Here is a 15,123-nt window from a genome sequence, read left to right as displayed (position 1 = left end):
ATGATTTCGAGAGGAGTATGTGTTATGGCACATCAAAACTACAAAGAGTGTATTGAAGAGTGTTTGAAATGTATGGTAGCTTGTAATCACTGTTACTCAGCTTGTTTGGATGAGGATCATGTGGGGATGATGAAGGAGTGCATTCGCCTGGATCGTGAATGTGCAGATATATGCGAGTTCGCAGCTCATGCGATGTCGATGAACAGTAAATATGCAAAAGAAATTTGTCTGGCTTGTGCAGAAGCTTGTGAAGCCTGCGGCAACGAATGCCAAAAGCATGATCATGAACATTGCCAGCAATGTGCAGAAGCTTGTTTTGCTTGTGCAAAAGTTTGCCGTGAAATGGCGGCATAAATTAAAGCTTGAAACTGAAAGGGCTGCCGCGGCAGTCCTTTATTCATGAATAGGAAGCCAAATCTAAGGGCAACTAGTGAGGTTTTGTAAAATTATTAAGCAATATAGGTAAATATAGTGTTAAAATTTATTGAAATAATACCTTTATAATCAAGAGATATAGATGCCATAGGGGATGGCTGAGAAAAAACAGAATGAGGGGGATGTTAACAACGTTATGATCAATCTTAGTCCAGAACGACTCCAGCAAGTTAGCTACATAGGGATTACTGAAGCTGATTTAGAATTATTAAAAAGCAAGGAGAAAGAATTCAAATTAATCGTTAGCTCATTGGTTGAGGAACTGTATAAACAGATGACGATGGAGCCAGAATTGCTCCACATCATTGAGCAGCACAGTACACTGGATCGATTAAAAGAAACACAGCAGTGGTATTTTTTATCCATGGCCTCTGGTGTGATCGATGAAGCATTTATTGAAAGACGTTTGCTTATCGGGAAAATCCATTCTCGTATTGGATTAACAACGAATTGGTATTTGGGGACGTACATATTATATCTGGATCTGGCTACTGCTTATTTTGAACGGATATTACCAAACGAGTGGAAGCCTGTTATTCATGCCTTAACCAAGATGTTTAATCTCGATTCACAGCTCGTTCTTGAAGCCTATGAAGTGGATGAAAAAGCAAAAATTGAAAACTTGCTTGAGAAGCAAAATCACCTGCTTACAGGAGTGAGTTCAGCCGTTCAGGAGCTGGTATCTTTGATGGTTCAATTAAAGGATAGCAGTGAATCGATAGAAAGTTTAGCTAGTAAAAATGCTGATTATCAAGAGAAAACGCATCAAACGGTATTATATTTAGACAAAGAGGTGGAGTCTATTCATCAAGTGGGTACGATGATTAGAGAAGTGGCTGATCATACGCATCTTTTAGGCTTAAATGCGGCTATTGAAGCGGCCAGAGCTGGGGAGTTTGGAAGAGGGTTTGAAGTTGTGGCTAATGAGGTTCGTAAGCTAGCCCGCCGCTCAAAGGATTCATTGGTAACCATTGACCAGAAACTAGACAATATCAATGCCACCCTTTCCAAGGTGAAAAAAGAATCGGAACATAACTCAATGTATTCCAAGGATCAAGTCAAAAGCTCTCAAGAGCTGGCTTCCTTCGTGAACTTAATTGAAAAAGTGACTGCTGAGTTAGAGAGCTTGAAATGAAGCTGCCACGGATTGAAACACTCCTTCAGAAAATTCTGAGGAGTGTTTTTTTGTTTGAAATATAAGAAGTTATTAGCGGTCTAGCTTAGACATCAGTTTTGGAGACACCGTTTAAGCTGGGCACATAATCAGCAGCCTTATCGATGTTCACCATCTGAGCGGCTTCATTGAAATTGTTGTTATTCTCCGCATTGTTTTTCTTACTTGGTTGATGTTTACCTGGAGCTTCTTTGGGATTGGCACTATTTTTGGGCATGACATTCACCTCCATATTCTTCACCTAGTATGAGAAGGTAGTTTGAATTTTATGCCAGCAGTTGACAAGTATATCATTAAAAGATATAGTTCATTTAATGATATATCTTTTAATGATACATATGAGGAGGTGATTAAGTGTCAAGAACGGACTCATTGGAAATGGGAGAGCTCACAGACACTGCATTTTATATTCTCTTATCTTTAGTCGAAGCCAAACACGGATATCTAATTATGAAATCGATCGAAACGATGACGAACAATCAATTTTCAATTGGGCCTGCTTCCATGTATACAACTATTAAGAAGCTGTTAGCGGCTGAATTTATTGAGCTGTATAAAGAAGAAGAGGATGACAAACGAAAAACGTATATTGCAACAGAAAAAGGGATTGGATTGCTAAGAAAAGAAGTAGAGCGCCGAAAAGAAATGATTAGACATGCAGAACAAATTCTCAAATAAAAGGTGGGGAATAGGCATGAAGAATACAAAATATGTGACCAGCGGGGGCTTAGCTTTTACTGAAAAAGGTGATATGCAGAAATTGAGTAAGTATGCCAAAAGGGGCTGGCTCCTGGAAAGCTTTGCACCATTTGGTTATAAGTTAAGAAAGGGAGATCCCCAGACTTTTGAGTACAGTGTAGATTATCACACGAATGTGGATGAGGAGTATTATTTGATTTTTGAAGATGCCGGATGGACCTATGTCTGTTCTGCCGGAAATGGGTTTCATATCTTTCGGGCAGCTGCAGGTACGGCGCCTATCTACTCAGACACGGGGACCCTCATTGACAAATATGAACGTGAAAAGAAAACGATGAGCAAAGCAGCCTTGCCATTGCTTATAGCTTTGATTGTTTTTATCTTCCTAGCGATCTTGGGCGTTAATGGATGGTTACCTGAGATGGTGAGGAATATCAGCCTAGTGTTAGTAGTGGTCACACTTTGTATGTTGGTCTTTCCGGGTCTTCCATACATTGCGTATCGACTTAAATTAAATAAATTACGAGAATAGCGAATGAATTTTTATCTAAAGGATGTATGCACAGCCATGAATGAAGTTGGTTGTGGAACCATCCTTTTTTTTAGTTGAGGAGTGAGAACAAATCTAAGTCTCAGATATATAGTACTAATGATCTATTAATGGGATTTATTATATATTAATTCCATATTATGTATTACAATGATAGCGAATACGAATTAGCTTGCTGTTTTCTTTCAAATTTATTACCACAATTGAAGAGGAGGCAAGGAATGTTGAAGAAGAATGCAAAGCTTAGGTTGAGTTGGAGAAGCCTTATTGTCGTATGTTTGGTAATTAGTATTCTTCCTGCCGGTTCCGCGTTTGCAGCAGTGAACAAACCTTTTCCGCAACACACCACCTACACGAGTGGATCTATCAAGCCGAACAATGTAACCCAGACCAGTATGGATAATTCAGTGAAGACTAAATGGGATGCGTGGAAAACGGCCTATCTCAAACCAGCTGGCACTGGCAAATATTACGTTAAGTATAATTCAGATGGAGAAACGGTATCTGAAGCACATGGTTACGGGATGTTGTTCACAGTTTTGATGGCTGGTTATGACAGTAATGCTCAGACTTATTTTGACGGCTTATATAATTATTACAAGGCTCATCCAAGTACAATTAACCCTTATTTGATGTCCTGGAAGCAAAATAGCAGCTTTCAAAACATTGAAGGAGAGGATTCGGCTACAGATGGAGATATGGATATAGCTTTCTCATTGCTGCTTGCGGACAAGCAGTGGGGAAGTAGTGGTACGATCAATTATTTACAAGTCGCAAAAGATATCATCAATGCGATTATGGACAATGAGATTAACCAGACACAGTGGACGATCCGTCTAGGTGACTGGGCGAATAGTGGCTCGTATAATACAGCAACTAGACCTTCGGATTTCATGCTAAATCATTTAAAAGCATTCCAACAGGCTACAGGAGATACCCGCTGGACGAATGTTATCGATAAAACGTACACGATTATAAATAGCCTTTATACGGGTTATAGCTCTAGCACTGGACTCTTGCCTGATTTCGTAGTTTACTCTGGGGGTGTGTATAAACCTGCTGCGGCGAATTTCCTTGAGGATGCCAATGACGGGAATTACAATTACAATTCTTGTCGTACCCCATGGCGGATCGCAACAGATTATTTGATTACTGGAGACAGCAGGGCGCTTACGCAGCTTAATAAGATGAATAGCTGGATTAAGACTAAAGTAAGCAGTACACCTGGTAGTATAAAAGATGGGTACAAGCTAAACGGAACCGTATTTGGAAGTTACAATAGCGGTGCTTTCTATGCTCCATTTGGGGTCAGTGCGATGACCTCATCAACTTACCAAAGCTGGTTGAATTCTCTCTGGAGCCACACAGCAAGCAGTGCTGCAGAAGATTACTATGAAGACAGCATCAAGCTATTTTCGATGATCGTTATGTCTGGCAACTGGTGGACCTATTAAGAGAATATTTAGGTAGAAAAAGGCTGCCCCCAAAACGTTCATGCCCAAAACCATAAAAGCCAAACAGAACAGCGATTCTCCTAATATTGGAGAATCGCTGTTCTGCATTTTTGGTCAACTGCAGCTTGCTTCAGTAGATTATGGGCAAAAGTAAAGACACCTGATCTCTAATGTCACTTTTATGTGCTGCAATGCATAAAACCCTGTAATCCCCGAGATCCCCGCAATCTTCGTTTGTTCTTCGGTTATCCAAATACACTTTCCGGTTCCGTCATTCGGCGTACGGCGGAGCATCCTTTATTTGATAACCAATTGAATCATGGGGCGTACCTAATGATGCTCCAAATGATGCAATAAGTGAAGCACTTATACAGCAATTAGGGAATTTCTCCCTGAAATTCAGAGATTTCTGTTCATCAGACATATAATTAGGGAAAACTTCCCTAAATTTTGGCCGATTCAGTAACTAATAAAGAAATCTCCCTGATTATTAGGGAGGAATTCCCTGATTTTGTCCTTTTAGAGCGAATATCGGCTATTTTCAGGGAGTATTTCCCTAATTAGTTTACACTTACGCTGCACATCGCACATCGCTCACCATTTCACTATTTTTGGGACAACCTTTCTGAAGACTTTGCGGCATACAGATAAGCAGTACCGCAAAAGAATTGTGGTTTTAACGAACGTTGTTTTCGGTGAAACGTCCTGCCAGTTTATATACAATTGGATTAAATAGGAAAATGTAGTTCCTTATATCTAAAAAAGGCAGGTGATAATATTGCTCTCAGACAAGAAACAATCTCTACTATTTATTATTATCGTATGGGCAATGGCGTTAGGGATGTTACTGCTTCCGGAATCGGCACAGGGTCTGTATGGGTTTACTCCTTTTTTCGCAGTATGTATCATGATGTTTCTGATTGTGAGAGATGGATACAGTGCTGAGGGATGGAGAAGGTTGGGCTTCAAATTTAGGGGAGGCAAAGAATACATATTGGCTTTAGTTATTCCCTTAGGTTCACTGGGAGCGGGTTATGCTGTCTATTGGATGGAATGGACTTCAAGCTTAATTCCTCCAGATTCATGGATCGAGATTGTTATATATTTGCTCGTTTACATTGTCCTTGGTTCGTTATCTGCTTTGGGGGAAGAGATCGGTTGGAGGGGTTGGCTGCTCCCGCGTTTTCAATGGATGGGAAGAGTAAGTTCTAGTGTAACAATGGGCTTAATCTGGGCTATATGGCATTATCCGGCGATTCTTGGGCCGCGTGCTTATCATTCCTCTGGAAGCCGCTGGCTCGTGGTGGTGCTCTTTACCTTATCTGTTATGTTTGCGGGCATCATTATAAATGAACTGCGTCTGTCCTCCGGTAGTATTTGGCCGGGGAAAGCGGTTGGGTTCCAATGATTTTATATGGCTGCGCAGCTATATGGATTCTGAATCGAAACCACAGAGTGAAACAGCAAAAAGCCAGAATAGAGCTATAATTCAATGCGGACATTTAGAAGGGAAGGAATATCATGCATAAAAGTATATAATTTCCTGTGTGATTCATATAAAATGGTAGGGGAATACCAACTAAGAATAGAGATATGTATAATTTTGTTCGTTCGGGGGATTTGAAATGACAGTAAAACTCCGCCAGTTATTCATATCAGGGTTACTTTGCATTTTTGCTTTTCTTATTATTCATTTTGTGGGGGTCATTCACTCTAATATCTTGCTTGGCGTTGGTCTGGAGCAGAATGAACGAGGGCAATATTATATTGCTGAGGCAGACGTTTTTAGCGAAGGGTATAAACAGAATTTAAGGGAAGGGGATATCTTATTACGGGTTAATGGGAAACCGATTGACAAAGTGGATGAAGCTGTTAGATATGGAAGCTTAACTCAGGTTCAATCCGTTGACCTTCTTCGTAACTCCAAGGGGGGTGCTCCACTTGCTTTGCATTATGATATTGAGAATAAATCCTCCATATATCATACGTTTACCCAGCTTGTAGTCCCTGGAGCGACATTTGTTTTTTTGGCAGTGTTAAGCCTTCTATTATACCGCAGGAGAAGCGGGGAGCGCTCAGCAGAGCTGCTGATTTCATTCTTTTTATTAGTCGGAATAACTTACTTTGCGGGATATGCTTCAAGTAGATCTGATCTTATAGGTAGAATCGCGATGGGTTGCGTGTTGCCTTTAATTCCACTGGTTTTTATTCACTTTCTCCAAGTATATCTGAAACGATTTGGTGTGTTAGTTTTATCTACTACTGTAATCAAAATATACTACGGCCTGGTTATTTTATTAAGCCTATTTTCCACCTCCAGTCTAATGGTTTACTCATGGGATAGATCCTTGTATTCCTTTATAAGGTTAATTATTATTGGGTTCTTTGTTTTCGGGATTTTTTACAGCATATTTAAGCTGCTACATTTATACGTTACTTATCGAAGCACAGCGCTTAAATCGATGTTTAAAATTATGCTTACCGGACAAATCCTTGCGTTTACACCTTTTGTTCTCTTCTCAGCTGCACCCATTGCTGTTGGGGTCAACCTGATTCCTTACGAAATTACTACGATCTTTTTGTTTTTGATGCCAGTTACTTATTTTTATCTGCTGACGGCTAGGCAACTATTTGATATTGATTTCGCTTTTAATCGGTTTAAATATTATTTATTAATTGCTTTTTTTCCGGCGCTAATGATTGTAGCCGTACTTGCGATCATTCAGAGCAGGCAAGAGTATGATTGGATCAAATGGATTCAGATGTTTTTGGTTGTATATTTATCTATTACAATTTTTTTATTCTTTAAGGAGAAAATAGATTATTATTTCCGGCCTAAACTGTTCCGTGAGCTTTATCATTATCAAGGTAGTCTGGAGCGATTCTCGAAGCAAATCTCCAAGGTGATGAAGCGGTCTGATTTGGAGGCTGCAATTTACAAGGAAATCAATGAGATTTTACCGGTTAGTCTGTCTGCTTTTTTTGAGAGAGATGAGGATATGAGTAACCTCGAACAAATAGTCGACAATTCGGGCCAAGAGATCAACATAGAATTTTTATCGAAATCTCCAGTTTTTAAGGTAGGAGAAGTAGTTCAACTCAAACAAGGGATCTTACTCGTAATCGGACGTCACCAAAAAAAATTTCATTTCCTCTGGATTGATCATAAGAAGAATCATACAAAACTTAATTCGGATGAGCTTAACTGGTTAAATACCCTCGCAAATTATGCGAGTATTGTTTATGAGAATTTATATCTTATTGAAGGCTTGATTGAAGACCTTGAAGCAGAGATGAAAAAAGAGTTACATGCAGCACCATGGGTTCTACGCCTGATCTTTAACTTATCAGAGAAAGAACGCAGAAAGCTGGCGGCAGATTTACATGATTCTGCTCTTCAGGATCAGCTCATTTGGCTTCGCAGGCTGGAAACACTGATCTCCGATCATGTTATTGAGGCGGATATTTTGCCAGAGCTGCTTCAGATTAAAGAGGGACTTCTGGATGTGATATATCAGATTAGGGAGACCTGCAATGAACTGCGTCCGCCGCTGCTAAGAGAGACCGGAATTGTGAAGGCACTGGAACTATTGTTTGAGTATGCCCAGCTGCAGTCTAACTACATTATCACCTTTACATCCAGTCCGATTGGTGAGCTAAGTGATGATCTGGTGATTGCGTTGTATCGAATAGTACAGGAGCTCCTGCGGAATGCCGGGAAACATGCCAAGGCGAATCAGATTGAAATTGAGCTGGACCAGCAAGAGCATCTCTATTTCCGATATAAGGATGATGGGATTGGCATGAATATAGTTGATATCAGGGAATCTTTTCAGCATATGGGCCTGTCCGGCATCAAAGAACGTGTTGCGAGCTTAGAGGGGCAATGTACTTTTAACTCGGAGAAAGGGAAGGGACTGGAGGTTATTATTTATTTACCGACAATGGCTTTTGTAGAAGAAAAGCACAGAGGAGGCGATGACGATGATACGTATCTTGTTGGTTGATGATCATCCTTCAGTCGGAGAAGGAACCAAAACTATGATTGAGCAGGACGCGGATATGGAGGTTACTTTTGTTTTGTCAGCGATGGAAGCTTTGGATAGGCTGGAGCAACAAGAATTTGATGTGATCTTATGCGATCTCAACATGCCTACGATCAGCGGACTTGAATTCGCCAAAAGAGCCGTTCAACGTGATCCTGAATCTAAAGTGGTGATTTATACCGGATATGAGATCAGTGCTCATTATAATCTTTTGATGGAGTCAGGGGTCACAGGATTTATCTCTAAGACAGCTTCCCGAGAACAGTTGTTAAATACCATTCGTTGTGCACTGAGGAATGAGGCGGTCATTCCGGTGTCTTTACTTAAACAGCTACGAAGAAATGATATCAAGATTTCTAATCACCGGGATAATCGGCTGCTTGAAGAAGTGTCCATTAATCAAAGAGAACAGGAAATACTCCAAGAAGTAGCTAGTGGAAAAAGCAATAAAGACATAGCCAGCAAGCTTTTAATGTCACAAAGGACTGTGGAGTATAACCTGACGAGAATCTTTGAGAAGCTTAGTGTACATTCCAGATCCGAGGCTATTGTTGAGGGTAAACGACTAGGTCTTGTTAGGATGGAGACTTTCTAAGTTGAAGCCCATACAACCCAATACATAGTTTTGTTAGTTTTATTCATGGTGTTAAGCACCTCACTTTGACATCTTGATCGTCATTACCTGTAATTCATAATTCTGAACCATTCAGGTATTTAGATGTATTATTCTGAAGAAATCAAGGAGGAACATCCATATGATTGACATGAACCAACTATTTTTGATTACAGATATCCCAGGTTACTCGCCGCAAATCAGCCGACTTTTATCCATGATGAACTATGCAAGATATACAACATTAGAAGCCGTTAAGGGTCTAACTGTGGAACAACTGGATTATTTATTGGATGCTCAGAGTAACTCTATTGGAGCGTTATTATTGCACTACGCTGCTGTAGAATATGCATATCAAGTGGCAACGTTTGAGCAAAGAGATTTGTCTGAAGAAGAGCTAACAAGATGGGGACCAGCATTAAATTTAGGCGACGAAGGACGAGCCAATATTAAGGGGAATGACCTAAGCTATTATTTAGATCGCCTAAATGAAGTTAGACAAAAGACTTATGAATTATTCGCAACCGTCGATGATAATTGGTTATATACTGAAGAGGAATTCTGGCATAACAAACCTGCGAACTACTATTTTATGTGGTTTCACGTTTTTGAGGATGAAATCAATCATAGAGGCCAGATTAGGCTGATCCGAAAAAGAGCACTAGCTTAAGAAAGGAAGCGCGCGAATGGAGTACATAGAGAAAACTATAAAGCCTTTATTTAAGAAATATCCGCTGCTCTCGAAATTTGTATTAACAGTGGTGATTATAGACATCGTTTATTACGCCGGAAAACAAGTTGGAGGATTAGCTTATTACCTCATGCACTAATTTCTTTTGAAAATAAGCCGAATAGAAAAGGCGAGTTCCACTCATTTTGAGTGTGAATTCGCCTTTTTATATTGCTTAACCTAAATATCTGCTGTAGCTCTGACTCTTCCATGTGGCTATCCAGTTCATTATCAGTTCACACAAATTTGTTAGGATATGAAACATCAAAAGAGATATAGAGTATGACCAGGAGAGGAAGAGAAACAAATGAAAATATTAGAAGTTAAACATGTAAAGAAATCATATACTTTGTACGGTAAAGAAAAGGTGCCAGTACTCCATGATGTGAATCTAAGCTTTGAGACAGGTGAATTCGTCTCTATTCTAGGTGAGTCTGGCTGCGGAAAGTCCACACTGATGAACATCATTGGGGGAATGGACTCCGATTATGAGGGCGAGGTCCTTGTCCGCGGAAAGAATTTAAGCACGATGACCGAAAAGGAAATGGATGATTATCGCAAGAACAATATTGGCTTCGTTTTTCAAAATTTCAATCTGATCCCGCATCTGTCAGTTTTGGAGAATGTTACAGTGGCGATGCAGATGACGGATACCAGTGAGAAGGACCGCAATAAACGTGCTATAGATATTTTGACTGAGGTAGGCTTGAAAGAGCACCTGAAAAAACGTCCCAATCAGCTGTCCGGTGGACAGAAGCAAAGAGTGTCCATTGCCCGCGCGCTAGCGAATAATCCTGATATTATTTTGGCAGATGAACCTACAGGGGCCTTGGACAAGGATACCGGCGATCAAATTTCAGCCTTATTGGACAGCATAGCCAAAAGAGGGATATTGGTCATTACCGTGACCCACTCACAGAAAGTAGCCGACTCTGGTACCCGTATCGTAAAGGTTGAAGAAGGACGGATTAAAGATGATATTCAGTTAAAGGACCGCTCCTTGATTAGTTACGATGGAGGAGAGGGGTCATCCCGGAATCTCAGTTTATTTGCATCTTTTAAAATGGCTCTGCAGAATATGAAGCTCAACGCCAAACGTAATGTATTGGTAGCTTTGGGTGGGTCTATTGGTATTTTAAGCGTACTGTTGATGCTTTCCTTAGGGAATGGAATTACGAACTATATGAATGACGAAATTAATTCAAGTATGGATCCTTTACTCGTGGATATAACTAAACCCAGTGAAGAAGCTAAAGGCATGCAAGGTCCAGAGGCAATGATGTTGCCGGGCGAAACGTTTACGGCTGCCGATATTGATACCATTCGAAATATTCCAAATGTTGATTATGTAGAAACCATCACTTCCATTTCGGGCAAATCTACTATGGTTTATGCAGATCAGACGGTTAGTCTTACACAATTAACTACCTTAACGGATGCTTTTGATAAAGAGACGATTACCGCAGGGGCTTTTCCAGAGGACAAAGAGATATTATTACCCGTGAAAACGGCAAGTAAATTAAGCGGAAACGACAGTCCAGAGTCTTTGGTAGGGAAGTCGATTCATCTATATATTAATGAAATGGATGCTAAGCATAAACCGGTCACATTGGAACAAGAAGTGACTATCTCTGGTATTTATGAAAGCACTGATCCAAGAGCGCAAATGCAACCCACGGGTTATCTTCCAGCGCAGACTTTGGAGCAAATGTATGCTGACAAGGGGATTACAATAGGTCCAATTCAAGTTAATGCTTTTGCAACCGATATGAAATATGTGAATGATATTAATGCAGCCGCTGTTGATGCTGGGTTCTCAGGTTCTCAATCGGCAAAAATCATGGAGCGAATCACAACTTATGTGAATATGGCTACTATAGTTCTCTCTGGTATTGCCGGGATTTCACTTCTCGTATCAGGGATCATGATATTGGTTGTGCTATATATCAGTGTAGTGGAACGGACTAAGGAAATCGGGATTCTTCGGGCAATTGGCGCAAGGAAAAAAGATATTAAGCGTATATTCTTTTCTGAATCAGCTTTATTAGGTGTATTCAGCGGTATCTTTGCGGTACTCTTTGCCATTGTCATTAGTTATGTGTTAAATATTTTCTTGGACAATGCTTTTGGAGTGAAACTTATTAATCTATCCGGTTATTATGTGTTATTTGGGATCGTTGTGAGTACCCTGATTAGTATTATCGCCGGTTTGATGCCATCCTCTAAGGCTGCCAAACTGGATCCAATGGAATCTCTACGATATGAATAAATAGGTTAGCGGAGAGGATAATTGAGAGATGAACACGATTCTAGTGGCGGATGATGATTCTCATATCCGTAGATTAATACGATTATATCTTGAAAAAAACCAATTTTCCGTAGTGGAAGCAGCAGACGGTCAAGAGGCATTAGACATTCTAGCGCATACAAAGATCGATTTGGCGATTGTAGATGTAATGATGCCGAATGTAGATGGTATTGAATTGACCGAAGATATCCGATCTTATATCGATATTCCAATTCTGATGGTTACAGCTAGAGGAGAATCTAAGGACAAAGTCAGAGGATTTAATGCCGGATCAGATGATTATTTAGTCAAACCGTTTGATCCCATAGAATTGGTCCTGCGGGTAAAATCACTATTAAAAAGATATCATTTAACCTCCTCGAGTGTGATTCAATTAGGCGCAGTAATGATTGATCTGGGGAATTTGACCGTTGTTGCGGCTCAGAGAACGGTGGAGTTGAAGAAAAAGGAATGTGAGTTGTTATTTGCTCTGGCGGGTTCGCCAGGGCAAATATTCACGCGTTCTCAGCTCATAGAAAATATTTGGGGTGTCGATTATGAAGGCGACGAGCGTACGGTAGATGTGCATATCAAACGTCTGAGAGAAAGACTTGAATCGATTCCCGAGCTAATTATTTCTACGGTAAGAGGACTTGGATACCGTCTGGAGTTGGCCTAAATGTTGAAAAAAAGCCTGCGTCTGCGTATTGTCATTACGTTCATTGGGATTGTGATCGTCAGCTTAATGATCTCTTTTTTGCTAAATGTACGGTTTTCCGAAAATAATGTGACCCCAAACCATATCTTCATTAGAGTAGCTGGAGACGTAGCAAAAGTGCTTAACCTAATCGATGATCCGGAAAAAGCACAGGCATTTACTAAACTACTCAATAAATATGGTGTCGATATTGCGAAAGTGAGAGTGAATGAGTGGAGTGATGCTGATTTTACAGTGGATAAGGAGAAGGTTTCCGCTCTATTTAAGCCAGATTCCTCAGACGCGGTGATGCTTAGTGATAAGTCTGGTGTTGCTATTGTTGGCATTCCCATCGTAGATAAAGATAAAGCTGCGCTAATCATTAAAATTGATTTTTCGTCGAGCTTGATCACATTCAGACGTAACGTATTTTTTACACTTCTAACGGTTTTAGTCATCGGAAGTTTACTGATTCTCTTGATGTCCGGTTTCATTGTGAAGCCTATCAAACGTCTGACGGAAGCTGCTAAGAAAATGGCATCAGGCGATTTATCTGTACGATTGACGCATAAAAATCAAGATGAGTTCGGGGAACTGATGGAAAGCTTTAATCATATGGCTAGTGAGCTGCAAAAGATAGATTCAGTTCGTGATGATTTTGTCAGCAATGTCTCTCATGAAATGCAGTCTCCACTTACGTCGATTAGAGGGTTTACTAGAGCGCTGCAAGATGGTGTCGTTCCAGTAGAAGAGCAAAAAGAGCATCTGGATATTATTTATCAGGAAACGCTGCGCTTATCCCGCCTAAGTGACAATCTGCTTAGATTAGCCTCGCTGGATTCAGAACATCATCCGGTTAATCTCACCACTTTTCAGCTGGATGAACAGTTAAGAAGAGCGATCGTTCTGGCGGAGCCACAATGGGCACAGAAAAACATTCAGATAGAATTAGATTTATTGCCCTGCGAAATTACGGTGGATAAAGATTTATTTGATCAAGTCTGGCAAAACCTAATCAATAATGCTATAAAATATACAAGCCAAGAGGGTATCATTCATGTCGAAATCGAGCGTTCTATAGAGTTTGTGAAGGTTTCTATTAAAGATTCTGGTCAAGGCATACCAGAGGCAGCATTGCCCCGCATTTTTGATCGTTTTTATATGGTGGATAAAGCGCGGAGCAGCGTTCATAAAGGGAATGGACTTGGATTATCCATTGTATTAAAAATTCTAAAAATGCATGATTGTAAAATAGAAGTGGAGAGCAGGGTTGGGGTAGGAACCCAGTTTATCGTCTCGATCCCTATCTCTCAGCCCTATGAATAGTTAATGAGCTGAAGCTTAAGGCAAACTTTGAGGGGGATGATGATGCTAGAGCGAAGTCCTATCTATTTACGCGAATTGAAGTTTACGGACTGGAATGATGTCCATGCGTATTGTTCACAGGAGCGGGTGTGTCGTTTTCAAGCTTGGGGTCCAAATACTGCTGATCAAACTCATTCATTTGTGAACCAAGCACTAGAAGACTCTCAAAAAGTTCCCAGAACTCGGTTCGCGCAAGCCATAGTTGCAGTAGGAACTGAACATTTGATCGGCATGATTGAATTAAACATTAGAAGCCATACGGACAGAAGCGGTGAAATCGGCTATATTGTCCATCCTGATGCCTGGGGACAGGGAGTCGCTACAGCAGCGGCCAAACGGATGTTAAAGTTCGGTTTTGAAGAACTGCAACTACATCGAATATACGCGACCTGTGACCCTAGGAATAGTGGATCATCCAAGGTGCTCACCAAGATAGGTATGACCTATGAAGGAAGATTAAGGGATGCTTTACTTATTAAAGATGGGTGGCGGGATTCTTTGATGTTCAGTATGTTGGAGCATGAGTGGACGGTAGCCCGCTAAAAATTAACTCTTGCTTCCCACTGGTAAGTTCACTAGAATATAAGTATTAGCTTATATACTTTCGAAAGGAGGAGAGAAGGAATGCAGACACTAACGGAAATTGCTGAAGACTTGAAGCTATTCGGAGATAAGACCCGATTGGCAATGCTTTCTCTTCTGAAAGAGCGGGAATGGTGCGTGTGTGAATTCGTTGATATCTTTGACATTTCCCAGCCGGCGATTAGCCAGCATTTACGGAAATTGAAAAGTAGAGGAATCGTTAGGGAAAGCAAGCGGGGACAGTGGGTACATTATTCGTTAAATGTCGAGGATAAACCACATCTTAAGGCTGTTCTTCAACAGATGCCTAGTACCAAATCGATATTGGCTGAACTGAATAAAGAGGCTAAAGAGCCATGCTGCGACTAAATTTCAGGTAAGGATTTTTTTGATTTATATATAACCATATAGTTATATAATGATGTTGGATTGAAGTCACATGCTTATATAGGAGTGTTGAAAAAGATGTGGATTGGCAGTAAAAGGGGGAT

The 15,123-nt window shown here is 40.4% G+C and carries 15 protein-coding genes; 14 read left to right on the top strand and 1 reads right to left on the bottom strand.

Going from position 1 to position 15,123, the window contains the following annotated elements:
• Window positions 1-24: 24 nt before the first annotated feature.
• A complete protein-coding gene (locus tag PODO_RS30795) occupies window positions 25-354 on the top strand; it encodes a four-helix bundle copper-binding protein (RefSeq protein ID WP_076148452.1) in 330 nt (109 codons plus the stop codon).
• Window positions 355-529: 175 nt separating this feature from the next.
• Complete coding sequence (locus tag PODO_RS32190; protein WP_280513436.1) at window positions 530-1,570, top strand: globin-coupled sensor protein; 1,041 nt, start codon at window positions 530-532, stop codon at window positions 1,568-1,570.
• Between the two features lie 85 nt (window positions 1,571-1,655).
• On the opposite strand, the gene PODO_RS31380 is transcribed toward PODO_RS32190, so the two are convergent.
• Window positions 1,656-1,826 (bottom strand): hypothetical protein, encoded by a 171-nt coding sequence (locus PODO_RS31380; RefSeq protein ID WP_155288200.1) that lies wholly within the window; start codon window positions 1,824-1,826, stop codon window positions 1,656-1,658.
• Window positions 1,827-1,963: 137 nt separating this feature from the next.
• Between PODO_RS31380 and PODO_RS26380 the strand changes: the two genes are divergently transcribed.
• The 12 genes from PODO_RS26380 to PODO_RS26325 all read left to right on the top strand — a co-directional run bounded on the left by PODO_RS26380 (window position 1,964) and on the right by PODO_RS26325 (window position 15,001).
• Window positions 1,964-2,287, top strand: a complete 324-nt coding sequence (locus PODO_RS26380) for a PadR family transcriptional regulator (protein WP_036681391.1) — start codon at window positions 1,964-1,966, stop codon at window positions 2,285-2,287.
• Window positions 2,288-2,303: 16 nt separating this feature from the next.
• Window positions 2,304-2,840 (top strand): DUF2812 domain-containing protein, encoded by a 537-nt coding sequence (locus PODO_RS26375; protein WP_036681393.1) that lies wholly within the window; start codon window positions 2,304-2,306, stop codon window positions 2,838-2,840.
• A gap of 239 nt (window positions 2,841-3,079) precedes the next feature.
• The gene (locus PODO_RS26370; protein ID WP_244886396.1) at window positions 3,080-4,312 is read left to right on the top strand and encodes a family 8 glycosyl hydrolase; all 1,233 of its coding nucleotides are present in this window, start codon (window positions 3,080-3,082) and stop codon (window positions 4,310-4,312) included.
• A 769-nt stretch (window positions 4,313-5,081) separates the two neighbouring features.
• Window positions 5,082-5,720 carry a CPBP family intramembrane glutamic endopeptidase gene (locus PODO_RS26365; protein ID WP_169744810.1) on the top strand — a complete coding sequence of 213 codons (639 nt, stop codon included), beginning with the start codon at window positions 5,082-5,084 and terminating at the stop codon, window positions 5,718-5,720.
• Window positions 5,721-5,937: 217 nt separating this feature from the next.
• Window positions 5,938-8,319, top strand: coding sequence for an ATP-binding protein (locus PODO_RS26360; RefSeq protein ID WP_038573391.1), 2,382 nt, complete (start codon window positions 5,938-5,940; stop codon window positions 8,317-8,319).
• Window positions 8,297-8,953: a response regulator transcription factor gene (locus tag PODO_RS26355; RefSeq protein WP_038573390.1), complete on the top strand. Its 657-nt coding sequence runs from the start codon at window positions 8,297-8,299 to the stop codon at window positions 8,951-8,953. Before PODO_RS26360 ends, PODO_RS26355 begins: the two co-directional genes overlap by 23 nt.
• Before the next feature lie 169 nt (window positions 8,954-9,122).
• Window positions 9,123-9,641 (top strand): DinB family protein, encoded by a 519-nt coding sequence (locus tag PODO_RS26350; protein ID WP_038574881.1) that lies wholly within the window; start codon window positions 9,123-9,125, stop codon window positions 9,639-9,641.
• 367 nt (window positions 9,642-10,008) lie between these two features.
• Window positions 10,009-11,970 (top strand): ABC transporter ATP-binding protein/permease, encoded by a 1,962-nt coding sequence (locus PODO_RS26345; protein ID WP_038573389.1) that lies wholly within the window; start codon window positions 10,009-10,011, stop codon window positions 11,968-11,970.
• Between the two features lie 28 nt (window positions 11,971-11,998).
• Complete coding sequence (locus tag PODO_RS26340) at window positions 11,999-12,667, top strand: response regulator transcription factor (protein ID WP_038573388.1); 669 nt, start codon at window positions 11,999-12,001, stop codon at window positions 12,665-12,667.
• The gene (locus tag PODO_RS26335) at window positions 12,668-14,011 is read left to right on the top strand and encodes a sensor histidine kinase (protein WP_052097337.1); all 1,344 of its coding nucleotides are present in this window, start codon (window positions 12,668-12,670) and stop codon (window positions 14,009-14,011) included.
• A gap of 36 nt (window positions 14,012-14,047) precedes the next feature.
• Complete coding sequence (locus PODO_RS26330) at window positions 14,048-14,593, top strand: GNAT family N-acetyltransferase (protein WP_305953525.1); 546 nt, start codon at window positions 14,048-14,050, stop codon at window positions 14,591-14,593.
• Window positions 14,594-14,674: 81 nt separating this feature from the next.
• Window positions 14,675-15,001, top strand: a complete 327-nt coding sequence (locus PODO_RS26325; protein WP_036680319.1) for an ArsR/SmtB family transcription factor — start codon at window positions 14,675-14,677, stop codon at window positions 14,999-15,001.
• Window positions 15,002-15,123 lie beyond the last annotated feature (122 nt).

The sequence above is a fragment of the Paenibacillus odorifer genome (assembly GCF_000758725.1).
GTDB lineage: Bacteria > Bacillota > Bacilli > Paenibacillales > Paenibacillaceae > Paenibacillus_AQ > Paenibacillus_AQ odorifer.
The sequence above is the reverse complement of the archived record's forward strand: the minus strand, read 5'-3'. Positions and strand labels throughout refer to the sequence as shown.